Annotated in this window: 15 protein-coding genes, 1 tRNA gene and 1 pseudogene; 7 read left to right on the forward strand and 10 right to left on the reverse strand. The window is 39.0% G+C overall.

Going from position 1 to position 12,417, the window contains the following annotated elements:
* Positions 1-51 precede the first annotated feature (51 nt).
* Positions 52-1,065 (reverse strand): acyl-CoA reductase, encoded by a 1,014-nt coding sequence (locus BM375_RS03935; RefSeq protein ID WP_093363863.1) that lies wholly within the window; start codon positions 1,063-1,065, stop codon positions 52-54.
* A gap of 144 nt (positions 1,066-1,209) precedes the next feature.
* Between BM375_RS03935 and BM375_RS03940 the strand changes: the two genes are divergently transcribed.
* Both BM375_RS03940 and BM375_RS03945 read left to right on the forward strand, forming a co-directional pair.
* Positions 1,210-1,560 (forward strand): 4Fe-4S dicluster domain-containing protein, encoded by a 351-nt coding sequence (locus BM375_RS03940; RefSeq protein WP_093363864.1) that lies wholly within the window; start codon positions 1,210-1,212, stop codon positions 1,558-1,560.
* Positions 1,561-1,737: 177 nt separating this feature from the next.
* Positions 1,738-3,177, forward strand: a complete 1,440-nt coding sequence (locus BM375_RS03945; protein ID WP_093363865.1) for a dicarboxylate/amino acid:cation symporter — start codon at positions 1,738-1,740, stop codon at positions 3,175-3,177.
* 120 nt (positions 3,178-3,297) lie between these two features.
* Here BM375_RS03945 and BM375_RS03950 read toward each other — a convergent pair whose 3' ends face one another.
* Both BM375_RS03950 and ribD read right to left on the reverse strand, forming a co-directional pair.
* The gene (locus BM375_RS03950) at positions 3,298-3,924 is read right to left on the reverse strand and encodes a TetR/AcrR family transcriptional regulator (RefSeq protein WP_093363866.1); all 627 of its coding nucleotides are present in this window, start codon (positions 3,922-3,924) and stop codon (positions 3,298-3,300) included.
* A 63-nt stretch (positions 3,925-3,987) separates the two neighbouring features.
* Complete coding sequence (gene ribD / locus BM375_RS03955) at positions 3,988-5,040, reverse strand: bifunctional diaminohydroxyphosphoribosylaminopyrimidine deaminase/5-amino-6-(5-phosphoribosylamino)uracil reductase RibD (protein ID WP_093363867.1); 1,053 nt, start codon at positions 5,038-5,040, stop codon at positions 3,988-3,990.
* 63 nt (positions 5,041-5,103) lie between these two features.
* Between ribD and prmC the strand changes: the two genes are divergently transcribed.
* A complete protein-coding gene (gene prmC, locus BM375_RS03960; RefSeq protein ID WP_093363868.1) occupies positions 5,104-5,970 on the forward strand; it encodes a peptide chain release factor N(5)-glutamine methyltransferase in 867 nt (288 codons plus the stop codon).
* Positions 5,971-6,103: 133 nt separating this feature from the next.
* Positions 6,104-6,176 (forward strand) — tRNA-Lys (locus BM375_RS03965).
* Between the two features lie 787 nt (positions 6,177-6,963).
* Here the strand turns inward: BM375_RS03965 and BM375_RS17425 are convergent.
* The 3 genes and pseudogenes from BM375_RS17425 to BM375_RS03975 all read right to left on the reverse strand — a co-directional run.
* Positions 6,964-7,713: pseudogene (locus tag BM375_RS17425) on the reverse strand (recombinase family protein); the annotation flags it as partial.
* Positions 7,714-7,739: 26 nt separating this feature from the next.
* A complete protein-coding gene (locus BM375_RS17150; RefSeq protein WP_170292239.1) occupies positions 7,740-7,901 on the reverse strand; it encodes a hypothetical protein in 162 nt (53 codons plus the stop codon).
* A gap of 190 nt (positions 7,902-8,091) precedes the next feature.
* The gene (locus BM375_RS03975; RefSeq protein ID WP_093363869.1) at positions 8,092-8,277 is read right to left on the reverse strand and encodes a hypothetical protein; all 186 of its coding nucleotides are present in this window, start codon (positions 8,275-8,277) and stop codon (positions 8,092-8,094) included.
* A 184-nt stretch (positions 8,278-8,461) separates the two neighbouring features.
* Between BM375_RS03975 and BM375_RS03980 the strand changes: the two genes are divergently transcribed.
* A complete protein-coding gene (locus tag BM375_RS03980) occupies positions 8,462-9,094 on the forward strand; it encodes an antirestriction protein ArdA (protein WP_262987252.1) in 633 nt (210 codons plus the stop codon).
* Positions 9,095-9,211: 117 nt separating this feature from the next.
* Here the strand turns inward: BM375_RS03980 and BM375_RS17155 are convergent, their stop codons facing one another.
* Positions 9,212-9,364, reverse strand: a complete 153-nt coding sequence (locus tag BM375_RS17155) for a hypothetical protein (RefSeq protein ID WP_170852581.1) — start codon at positions 9,362-9,364, stop codon at positions 9,212-9,214.
* A gap of 126 nt (positions 9,365-9,490) precedes the next feature.
* On the opposite strand from BM375_RS17155, the gene BM375_RS03985 reads away from it, so the two are divergent.
* Entirely contained in the window at positions 9,491-9,736 is a 246-nt protein-coding gene (locus BM375_RS03985; RefSeq protein ID WP_093363870.1) for a hypothetical protein, read from the forward strand.
* A gap of 2 nt (positions 9,737-9,738) precedes the next feature.
* On the forward strand, positions 9,739-10,458 hold the full coding sequence (locus BM375_RS03990; protein WP_093363871.1) for a hypothetical protein: 720 nt from the start codon (positions 9,739-9,741) through the stop codon (positions 10,456-10,458).
* A gap of 34 nt (positions 10,459-10,492) precedes the next feature.
* Here the strand turns inward: BM375_RS03990 and BM375_RS03995 are convergent, their stop codons facing one another.
* The 3 genes from BM375_RS03995 to BM375_RS04005 form a co-directional block, all read right to left on the reverse strand.
* Positions 10,493-10,873 carry a response regulator transcription factor gene (locus BM375_RS03995; protein WP_093363872.1) on the reverse strand — a complete coding sequence of 127 codons (381 nt, stop codon included), beginning with the start codon at positions 10,871-10,873 and terminating at the stop codon, positions 10,493-10,495.
* Positions 10,874-11,170: 297 nt separating this feature from the next.
* A complete protein-coding gene (locus tag BM375_RS04000; RefSeq protein WP_093363873.1) occupies positions 11,171-12,064 on the reverse strand; it encodes a hypothetical protein in 894 nt (297 codons plus the stop codon).
* A 40-nt stretch (positions 12,065-12,104) separates the two neighbouring features.
* Positions 12,105-12,383 carry a molybdenum ABC transporter permease gene (locus BM375_RS04005; protein WP_093363874.1) on the reverse strand — a complete coding sequence of 93 codons (279 nt, stop codon included), beginning with the start codon at positions 12,381-12,383 and terminating at the stop codon, positions 12,105-12,107.
* Positions 12,384-12,417: the final 34 nt, after the last annotated feature.

Raw genomic sequence — 12,417 nt, forward strand, 5'->3', positions numbered from 1 at the left:
CAACAAAGTTAGAATTTTTTATCAAACCTTCGCCGTTTTCCCTGATAAACTTTAAGCATTAGCGAAAAGGAAATCCAAGGTATTTACCCCATCTGCATAATCTGTCAAAGCCGGACATTGGCTCTGTCCTAAAGGAAACGTAGGAATATGCGTTTCTATTGCCACCTCACTTACCAAACATTGAATTTTATCCTGCTGTGCATTCAGAGAAGCCATAATAGTCGCTATATCTTCGTATTCTTCATAGAACACAGTAGCCAATGGTGAAGTTAATCGGCCGTCTTCTTTCAGCAATAGAAAACCATTGTCGTAATGCTTATCACCATTGATGAGGTAAATGGATTTGTTGTAGTCATAGTTGTTGGCATATTTGTAATGGTCTTTGATATCTTTAAAGTCTTCTATGCCCTCAAAGAATTGCGCTATATCATAACCTTTTGGGATATAAAGCTTAGAAACCGAACGGCAACCCAATCCGAAATAATCAAAAATATCATGTCCCAGTCCTTTAAGAGCTTCTTTGGTTTCCTTGCCATCCAATACTGCTGCAGAATTACGGTTTTTGCGGATGATGTGCGGTTTTTTTCCAAAATAATATTCAAAATACCGCGAGCTGTTGTCACTCCCTGTGGCGATAATAAGGTCAAAGTCTTGTAAACGCTCAGCAATCTGTATCTTGTGTTGAAAGGAGGGGGCGATATGTAGCAGCTTTTTGACAAGAAAATTGGTTAATCCGGCATCATCAGAGGATACTTTTATCTGCGCAGTGAACCCCGAAATAAGCACCGTAAGCAAATCATGAAATCCAACCAGCGGGATATTTCCTGCCAATATCAGACCAACTGTTTTTTCAGTATCCAAATCCGGATAAGCAGATAACCAATTGTTTAGCTTTTCCTCCGTTAAGTTTTGGGCGATAGACTGGATTTGTTTTGTCGTATTTGCGGGAGTATACCATGGATTTTGGATGGAAGCTCGGTGGAGCATTTCGTTTAACTCGGTGGAATCCTGCTGTAAAAACTCGCCCAACGCCACAAAAGCAGCTATTCGTTGTTTCTTTGTCAAAATCTTACTATTTAGAATTATTCTGATATTTTTTTACTGTATCTTTGTTCATCGAAAAATAACTACTGAATTTGTATAGATTATTTTCAGTGGTCGTTACGATTGGACAAAATTAGTTTATTTTATATAATTGTGAGGTTATAAATGGCAATTAAAATTACTGACGAGTGTATAAATTGTGGGGCATGCGAACCAGAATGCCCAAATAATGCAATATATGATGCAGGGGTGCCTTGGAAATTTTCTGACGGTACAGCCTTAGATGGAGTTATTGATTTTGGTGATGGCGTGACATTGGATGCAGCCGCTTCGCAGGAAGCTATTTCTGACGAGGTGTACTATATTGTTTCGGACAAATGTACGGAATGTGTTGGTTTTCACGATGAGCCGCAATGTGCTGCCGTATGTCCGGTAGATTGTTGTGTGGAAGACGAAGAAGTCGTGGAGTCGGAAGAAGAATTGTTAGCCAAAAAAGCTTGGCTACACGCAGAATAATGCGTAAATATGAACAGTAAAGGAAAAGCACCCCATTTTGTTGGTGCTTTTTTTATGCGTTAAAACGTATGTCATCCCTGTTTTGCTGTTTTTGCAACCGTTTTGACTCCATTTTAGATTTGGTTTAAAAAGCTATTTTTATATTTTTGTTTGTTCAACAACATAAAACAAAACTACATGCTAAAAAAACAAGTTGGTTTTATAACCCTTTTTACCGTATCCATTGCCATTATACTTACCTTAATCTACGAATTTAACCTATTCGCCGTGCATCCTAACGTGATGATGGGCGTGCGTTGGGTAGTGGGAGCGGCCATCACGCTTAACGCCATTGTGCGTAAAAACCTAACCACTTGGATATTGACATGTTTGGTTTTAGGTGTCTTCGTAGGGTTGGACTTTCCTAACCTCGCCCGAGCCATGCAGCCACTTTCCCAAGGCTTTATCAAATTGGTGAAAACCATTGTTGGTCCGATACTTTTTGCAACATTGGTATTTGGTATTGCAGGTCATTCGGATTTGAAATCAGTAGGACGTATGGCATGGAAGTCTATGCTTTATTTTGTAAGCGCTACTACCTTAGCTATTTTCATTGGTCTAATTGTTATCAACATTACCAAGGCCGGTGTAGGAGTAGATGTGGCAAATATGCCTCATGAAGAACTTCCACAGACATCTACAGTCACGGAATCTGATGCGAGAGCATTGGAGCATATCAGCGAGAATGTACATGGTGTCTATAAATTCAATACCTTCATTCGTGATACTTTTCCAGAAAATATCGTCAAGTCTGTATATGAGAACAAAGTTCTCCAGATAGTAATTTTTGGGGTAATTTTTGGTATTGGTTTGGCCTTGGTAGAGGAGAAGAAAAGAAAGCCTTTGGTTGATTTTACAGAGAGCCTTTCGGAAGCGATGTTTAAGTTTACAAACTTAGTGATGCTTTTTGCACCAATAGGCGTAGGAGCGGCCATGGCCTATACCGTAGGGCATCTGGGGGTAGATATTCTGAAAAACCTCTTCATGTTATTGGGAAGCTTGTACCTGGCTCTAATACTTTTTCTTGGCTGTGTATTACTTCCTATCGCCTTGTTTCTTAAGATACCGATCAAACAATTTATCAGTGCTGTAAAAGAGCCTGTTTCCATCGCCTTTGCAACGACCAGTTCAGATGCTGCGTTGCCGAAAGCGATGAGTGCGATGGAAAAATTTGGAGTACCGCGTAAAATTGTTTCTTTTGTCATCCCAACAGGGTACAGCTTCAATTTAGATGGAACATCACTTTACCTATCATTGGCATCTATATTTGTGGCACAAGCTGCGGGAATCGAGCTGAGTATCGGACAACAATTACTTATTGCCTTTACATTGATGATCACTTCTAAAGGTGTGGCAGCAGTGCCGAGAGCCTCATTAATTGTACTGATTGCAACAGCTGATCAATTTGGTTTACCGACCTTTGTTATTGCAGCAATTTTAGGGATAGACGAGCTTATGGATATGGCACGTACATCGGTAAATGTTATAGGAAACTGTCTGGCAACCGTCGTTGTTGCGAAATGGGAAGGTGAATTTGATGAAGAAGCACCATTCCGAAAAGAAGAAATCGAAGCTTAATTTTAAAAAGTAGTCACATCGTCATTGCGCGGAGGAAGAATGACGACAAAGCAATCTGTGATGATAACAAAAACGCAGATTGCTTCGTCACTACGCTCCTCGCAATGACACGTTTTTATTTTATAACGTTAATTTAAGAATCTTTTTAATAGCTTCTCGAATACGGCCCATCCCTTCTTGGCTCTTTAAATCTATTTCGCAGAATGTGCTTTCAGTTGCTTTGGAATGCAATACAAGATAATAGATACCAGCTACTAAAACACTCGTAATAGCGCGCAAATCCACATCTTTTCCTTTTAATTGTGTATCAGCTATAGGGAAGAGCTGAGAGCTTAATTTCTCACGACTTTGCGCCACATGCGACATGATATCCGAATGCTCACTGATTTCCCAAAGGATGGCTTTCTGCATTTCCGTGTTCTCGGAAAAATTCTCCATTTGGTTAAGAAGCATACCCTCTAGAAGACCTCTTATCTCATCTGTGGTTAGATTTTGTTCTATTTTCACGGTGTCTTGTTCAAGAGAAATCCAATAATCTTTCCTTTTGATATAGGTCTCTATCAGATTTTCGACCGATCCAAAATATAAAGTAACGAGTTTCCTATCCACACCTGCAGCCCGAGCTATATTCGCAATGGTAAGTGCTGTGTATCCGCTATTTTCCAATACCGTTCCTACACCCTGAATCAGCTTGTTCATGGTGCGTTCTTTATTGTTTTTTTCTCCGTTATATATTTTTCTTGCCATTGGGTTATACGAGTTGATTGCCAAAAATAGTGAAAATTTCTTTTCAGTTATAAACTATTTCTGTTAACGTCGCTCATAAACGACCAATTTGTCTTGTGCAATTTTCTCTTCTCTGCAGATTGTTCCTTCAAATGTAGGAGCCTTTATACCTGTTTCCCATTGCTGTGGAGAAATAAATATGCGCGCTTCATCCCAGACTTTGGCATCGATGAAAGATTGTAAAGTTTTTGCACCACCTTCGATGATAATAGACTGTACATCCATAAGATAGAGCTGATAAAGGATGTTTTGTGGAAGGTACAATCCAAAATTTTCCAATTCAATATACTTTATATGTCCCTGCCAATCGGTTTTCACAGCGTTGAAGATAATGGTTTCCGCATCCGAACTAAATATAGCCGAATCTATGGGAAGAGACAAATCGCGGTCTATGAGGATACGTTTCGGGTGTTTGCCTTTCCAAAGCCTAACGGTCAACGATGGGTTATCGACCAGTGCTGTTCGGGTTCCGACGAGGATAGCGTCTTCTTCAGCACGCCATTTGTGGACCAATTGCTTACTGGCATTATTACTGATCCATCTTTGTTCGTTTTCTTCTGGGGCAAATTTGCCATTTTGGGTTTGAGCCCATTTAAGAATAACATAAGGGCGTTGCTGCTGTATACGGGTAAAAAAACGTCGGTTAATATACTTACATTCTTCCTCCAATAGTCCTACTACCGTATCTATCCCAGCCACTTTTAGCTTGCGGATCCCTTCTCCATTCACCTTTGCAAAGATATCCATACAACCTATTACTACTTTTTTGAACCGTAACCGTACGATTAGGTCTGCACATGGCGGTGTTCTGCCAAAATGGGCGCAAGGTTCTAGGCTAACGTACAGTGTCGATTGCTGAAAAAGACAGTTGGCTTCCGTTTCACCATAGCATTGTATCGTATCATTTACGGCATTTACTTCCGCATGCGGACCACCATAGGGGGAGGTGTATCCTTCTCCTATAATTTTGTCTTCATGAACAATCACGGCACCCACCATAGGGTTAGGACTCACTGAACTGCCCCCAAGTAGAGCCAGGTCCAAACAGCGCTTCATATACTTCTCATCCTGCGTCATAGTACAAACTTAGTATTTACAAAACAATATCAAAAATAGTATAGGCTTTCGTATGTTTGCGGAATGAGAAAGTATGGAGAAATAGCAGAGCTATATGCGGAAGGATTAAAGGAAATCTACCCGAAAGAGGAAGCGCAACAGCTTTTCTTAATGACTTATTCTCATCTTACCCATAGAAAAAGTGTCTATTTTGGCTTAGATCGTAATCAAGTCGTAGGGGAGGACAAGGAGAGAGGATTTATCCGTATTCTGGAAGAACTCATGACTTCCAGACCTCTGCAACATATTCTCGGAATGGCAGATTTTTATGGTATGCATTTACAGGTCAATGAACATACGCTTATACCCCGACCAGAAACAGAGGAACTGGTCGATTTGATTATCAAACAACATCGACAGGAAAGCACGCTTAGCGTAATAGATATAGGCACTGGTTCTGGCTGTATAGCCATAGCCTTAAAAAAGCATCTGCCACAAGCGGAGATAAGCGCGATGGATATTTCAACAGAGGCAGTCCAATTAGCACGGAAAAATGCTTTGAACCAAGAGGTCGATATAGCATTTATGGAAGCTGATGTATTGGAATGGGATGTTTTTATGCCAGAGGAACTGCAATTTGATGTTGTGGTCAGCAATCCGCCGTATATTACTCCTCAGGAAAAAGAACAGATGCACCGTAATGTTTTACTATTTGAACCGCATACTGCTTTATTCGTGGAGGAGCATGCACCCTTGCTTTTTTATGATGTTATAGCGCAAATGGCAAAAAAACATTTACGTCCCGAAGGAATGTTGTATTTTGAAATTAATCAATATTTAGGAAAAGAAACGGTCGATTTATTGGAGAAAAAGGGGTTTGTGAACGTTCAATTATTGCAGGATATTAATGGCGTAGATCGCATGGTGTGCGCCAGTCAATATTTAAGGTGATTTTTTTGTTCTGAATAACAGTGTTTTAAAAGGTAATCTTAAAAATAAAGCGCAATAGATTTGGTGGAAGTGAACAATTTTTCTACCTTTGCATCACTTCAAACAACGAAGGTTACTTCCAAAAAAGAAGTAGGATTCCGTAGCTCAGCTGGTAGAGCAATACACTTTTAATGTATGGGTCCTGGGTTCGAGTCCCAGCGGGATCACATCTTGGGACAAGTCTAAAAATGATAGACTTGTCCCATTTTTTTTGCCTTGTAACTTACTGTTATTCTGATAGATAAGAGCAATCGCAGAATTTAGCCTCGGAGTTCGATGTTGTGTTCCGTCAAATTCCAAAAAATCAGGGAACATCGAACTCACTATAAGCCTTTTTTCCTCAATATCGCCGTTTTCATAGCGTCTATCAATGTTTGCAACCTTTTTTAAGGTGGATGCTACCAAGTCTTTTATCTCCGTTCCCACTACTGCCAAGTCGTTTAATCTACGTTCCAAAACCTCAATCTTTCCTTTGGTCAATTTCTTTACTTCTTGGAAATCGTCATCTGCCATTTCTCCATCGGCATTTTTCAAAAGCGAATTTTGATAGCGTTTGTTCAACGCATCAATCTCACCTATGATATTTGCCCGTTCCGTGTTTTGGGCTTTGGTTTTGTTATTGAAGTCTTTTATAAAGGCTTCGATAAAAACATCGACCATACCCTCTTTTGGTGATAGATGCCGTAACTGTTTTAAGAAAGCCTCATTGGTGGTTTCGGCTTTGAACCGTACTCCGCAGGAAGAAGTGCAATGATAGTAGTAATAGTAATTGCCCATCTTGCCCTTTGAGGCACTTCCTGTGAGCATCCTATTACAATTAGGATTAGGGCATTTAATAAACCCTCTAAGCGGTAGATTGTCCATAGCCACGATTTTAGGCTTTACAGCCCTCTTTCTCCCATCGAGAATATCCTGTACATCCGCAAATGTCTTTTCGCTGATTAATGGCTCATGCTGTCCTTTGACAAAATATCCCTTTTCCTCTTTGTAGGGAGGAATGAATATTTTGCCACAGTACAAGGGGTTTCGGACGGCTACCCAAAAGTTATTTTTGCTGAACCGACCTTTTCCATCGGCTTTCTCCCGAACCATTTTCCATATCTGTTCCGTATTGAAGTTATTGGAAACGATTTGCTCAAACGCCCATTTTAATATGGGTGCTTCAAAATCATGGGGTGCAATGAACTTCTTTTTGCCCTCTGTTATCTTATTGACATATCCCAAAGGAGCAGTTCCCATATACCGCCCCTCTTTTTTCGCCCTACGCATTCCGTGAAAAACATTTAATGCACGCCTGTCGTTCTCAACTTCCGGTGAAGCGAGATAGAATGCAAGCATGATTTTATTTTCGGGAATGGTAAGGTCTAAGGGCTGTTCTATCGCAACAGGCTCAACGCCATGTGTCCGTAACTGGTTAATCATTTGGTACGCATCACCTGCGTTCCTACTGAACCTATCCCATTTGGTAAATAATATTATTGACCCCGCTTTGTTGTTTTTTGTTTTACGCAGGTTGGACAAATATTTCTGCCACTCTGGACGTTTGAAAGATTTTGCCGAATGGTCTTCTATGTAAACATCCCTTACCGGAATGCCTTTTATCTCGCAATATTTTCTTAATCGATCTTCTTGGTCACGTTGCGAATATCCCTTGTCCGCTTGCTCGTCTGTCGATACACGTATGTATAAATCTGCCTTTCTCATCACAACAGTTTTCCTTGTTCATTAGGTTAAAGTTTTCCTCTTAGATACTGGTTAACTGCAATGTCAGCTATCTTCTTTACAAACTCCAAGATGGTTTTTGCTTCCTCTAAATCGACCTCTGTTCCTTTCTTTTTCAAGATTTGCACAACTCTTTCGGGAGTTAAATCGTTCGCTTTTTCTTTCTCCATCTTCAACTCTATTTTGCTTGTTAACCGAGCGGAATAATCCGCATCACGAACAAACTTATAGATATGATGGAATGGCTCTTTGAATATGTCTTTGGATTGAATTACTTGGCTTAGATTGGCTCAAAGCGTTAATATAGCCAAAGCACATTTACGGCATTTACTCCGCTACTTACCGTAAAAGAGCTTATGGCTATGATTGGGAACAGGAGATTGAAGATGTCGCTCCACAGAGTAGCTGTTTCACTCCAAACTTCAACCACCTGTTGCTGTATGGATTAACATTAAATTCTTTCTGAACCATTTCGGCAATGCTATCCTCATTACTTCCACGATTTGTTTTATCCGAAAGCCAGTATGCCTGTTGTTCACGTTTCATGGAGCAAAGGTTGGACGTGTTCTTAACGGAGGCAAAAGGTCATGCAAGTTTGAAAAAAAATCTCCACCCGTTGGGTAGTATTTGTTTTCCAAAACCTTGTGCATCCTAAACACTAACCTAAACTGCTCCCGAAACGAAACACAGCATACTCCGGCTCTTTACACGAATAAAAAAAATGTCAGGCATGAGGAATAGAAGCATTGGAAATGGTATTGAAACAAAACAACAGCACCACCTCTCATTGCCGAATAAATCAAAAAAATTAATTCAAAACAGTAAAGAAATGACACATCAAATAATCACATCGGAAGCAAGGGTATATGTCGGCACATACGCAAAATATAATGACGGTTCAATCTTCGGGGAGTGGCTAACGCTATCCGACTATGCGGACAAAGACGAATTTTACGATGCTTGCAGGGAGTTGCACGATGACGAGGAAGACCCCGAATTTATGTTTCAAGATTACGAAAATATCCCCAACGGCTTAATCGGCGAATGTTGGATAAGCGACAGCATATTTGACGTTTTAGAGGCTTTGGAAGATATGGACGAGAGCCGACAAGAAGCATTCCTAATATGGTGCAACAATGGACACCGTAAGCTATCCGAAGGCGATATTGACGACCTAATAAGCGACTTTGACGATGACTATATAGGCGAATACAAGGACGAGGAAGATTTTGCCTATGAGCAGGTAGAACAAATGGACTTGCCCGAATTTGCAAAAAGGTACTTCGATTATGAGGCTTATGCCCGTGACCTGTTTTGCGGTGATTATTGGAGCGATGGAGGTCATGTATTTTACAATTCCTAACCCACAGGCGACCGCCTGCAAAGGTGGTCGCCTATCAAAAATCAAAGCTATGATAATAGAAACTTATAGAGCGACCGTAAAACATGATACGGGCGTGATACGAAAAAAATCTTTAGCCTAAAATTCGGTCGGGCAAAAAGACAGATCCTCCCCCAGGTCGGAACCGTCTTTTTGCGGACAGCGGAACAACCCTTTTGTAAATGCTACGCTCCAAAATGCCAACACATCTGCATTTACCAAATAGGTTGGTCGTGGACTACTTTCTTTCATGAGTGAGACGAAAAAGAAAGTAGCAAAGAAACCAGAGTATTATCAATTAGCTCTTTTTGAGGATGTAAAGGACGTTATTTTTACTAAATTTGTTGTTGACAAATTATTATAAACCCAAGTAAAGCAATGGCGGTAATTTTAAAAAAAGATGAAAAAATTGGTAACGTGGTAAACAGCCTAGCTAAAGAGTTTGGTATCGAAGATTTTATTGACAAGTTTATCGAACTATATCCAAAAGACTACGCTAAAATTAAAAAAACTTATGCAGAACACACCAAAGACCTAAAGTTGGGAAAAAAGCAACCTATGCCCAACCCAAAACAATATTTGACAAATGCTTTAAATGTATGGACAAAAGCCAATAAAAAATAACTATGACAGGAGAGCAATTTATTCAAATAATAATCGAAGTAATACTATTTTTAATAGTCTCATACTTTCTTTTCTATAATTCATGGCTAAAGCAACTTGGCAAAGAGACTGCCAAGCTATCAACGGCAGAGGAGTTAACACGATTGACCGAAAATGTCAAAAAAGATTTTCATGAACAAATTGAGAGTTATAAAAGCAAACTGAATGAAGAATTAACTTTGAAAATTGAACCAATCAAATCAGAACTTGCTAAAGCCAACATTACGCATCAAATTCAATTTGGTTTTTTGCATCAAGAAAGAGCCAAAGTTATAGTTGCACTCTATCAGAAACTTGTAGAATTACATTCTGCAATGATTGACTGGACAAACTTTATGCATGAAATAAGAGAAGATGCCGAAAAGGAAAGCCAAGAGAGAAATAGACGAGCAAGTACCGCACTATATGATTTTAGAAATTTCTACCTCCTTAATAAGCTCTTTTTTCCTCAATCAATCTGTGCGTATATTGATGAAGTATTTACAGAATATTGGGATAAAGGCTGGGATTTTGGATATCGTCAAGACAGAATAAGAAGTGGGAGTTTAACAGGGGATTATTATAAATCTTACCTTGAAGATATGTCTAAAATTTCAGATGAACTAAAAAACAAACTACCCATAAAAATTGCGGAGCTTGAAACAAAATTTCGTAAGATTTTGAATGTTGAAGATGAGTTATAATAAATGAGGTTTTTAGAGCCTCTTTAATAGATAATTAGCCATTGACCACCCCGTCAATGGCTTTTTTCATGTCATTGCCAATCAGCACATATTTTGAAAAGCCAAGCTCCCCAAGTTCTCTGATAATTTTTTCATCATCCATATCACTATGGGCAATTAGCTTCAATTTAGGGTATTGACTTCTTAATTCCCGTAAATGTTTCATGATGCCTTTATCAGAAAAATCGAGGTCGATGATGCAGATATTGGGTAACGATTTTAATGCTGACAGTTGATTTATCCCATCCACAACGTTATCTGAACGAAAGACAATGTCTACCCCCGAAGAAACGAGGTCATCATGCATTAAATCCATCACTGGGCTTCTATCATTGATAAATACTGTGGTAATTCGGTTTATGTTCTTAGTCTCCATATGGACGTAGTTTTTTATTCTGTATGGAGTGCCTGCAATAAAAAAGCGCAGGCAACTACACTTACCGACATTAAGGCACTGGTACGCCCGACCACCGAATAAGAGAGTACCCACGCCTATAGCATGAGCATTCTTACTTATTGCCTCGGGGTCTAAAAATTACCAGTTTTTAATGTCGAGACTTAAAGCAAAAACACTTTAAGAATTTTAATATTTTACAATAGCAAAGATAGTGAACGCAACATTATGAGGCAATACCATCACGATGAAATTCTATCTCCGTAATTTCATTTCTCATTATTTTTGGAACCACGGCAACTTTTCTTTTTGATAGTTACCAAAAGATTTTAGATATTTTTTTGCCCATTCTATTCCAATATTAATATTATCTTCCAAGGTGTCATTAGTGTATTCAAACTTTTCTACATTATTTAGTTTGTGATACAAATCTTCAAACATCCATGTAGCACCATCACCCTGTCTTTGCAAAACAATAGTCGTCAGTTCGGCGAATTTTGTAATGTGAGGAAATTCGTAAAGATGTCCTGTCGGTTCGCTATTTTCTACTATTACAAATCTTGAAGATAATCCAAATCTTAAAACCTTTTGCATAACACTTTCACCAATTACATCAGGTTGTTCCTTGATGATGTAGGTATAAAAGCCTAAGTTTTCAAGATGTGCTTGGATACGCTTTAATAATGCCAGCCCATCACCAGTATCTTTTCCCAAGATTAAGACACTATCAGAGTTTTCTAACATTGCGTTGGCTCTTTCAAATACACTGTCAAAAGCATAATTGACGCTTTCCGACAAACTTTCTATGTCAATATTGGATGGAACTTTAAGTGTCCATCTAACAAAAATATGAACATCATCATCTTCGTCAAGTTCTTCGTCAGAAAATGGGAAGCCATCAAGCCTTAACCTTTTTATGGCTTTAATCATTGCCTCTGAAAACACAGAAGCATGGTATTTATGAAACCAATATTTAGTATAAATGTGTTCTTCTATTCTGATAATCAAAGTTTCGCCAACCCTATTTATATAGCATTGAGGAAAATTGTCCTCAAATATATTGTACGTTATATTTTCATCAATAGACGTTAGGTCAAGTTGACTTAGTTCTGATAAATTGATGTCTTCCATGTCATCATATTCCTCGCCATCTATATTATGAATATCAGTCATGAGGTTTAAGCTATTTGGTAAATGAAAACTGTATCGTTACTTATCGTGGGTTCTGTATTTCCATATTTTGGGAAGCCTTTTCTTTTTCCTTTTTCTGTCTTGAATAACTCCACAGAAAAAGCACTCCGAATATAATCAAAGCATAAGCTATCCATTTGCCCAAACGTTCAGAAGTTTTTATAATAACCGACTTCTCATAAGATGAAAAGCCCTCTGCTCCGGTGGGGCTACGCCTGTAAAACTTCCTACGGTTAATCCAGTAACGCAGACCCAAACCTAAAACCAAAAATATTATGCCTAAAACTAATGATGCCCCCATAACGATAGCTATTATAATTCGACCCTTTGAATTT

It is taken from the genome of Sphingobacterium wenxiniae, from assembly GCF_900116225.1.
GTDB lineage: Bacteria > Bacteroidota > Bacteroidia > Sphingobacteriales > Sphingobacteriaceae > Sphingobacterium > Sphingobacterium wenxiniae.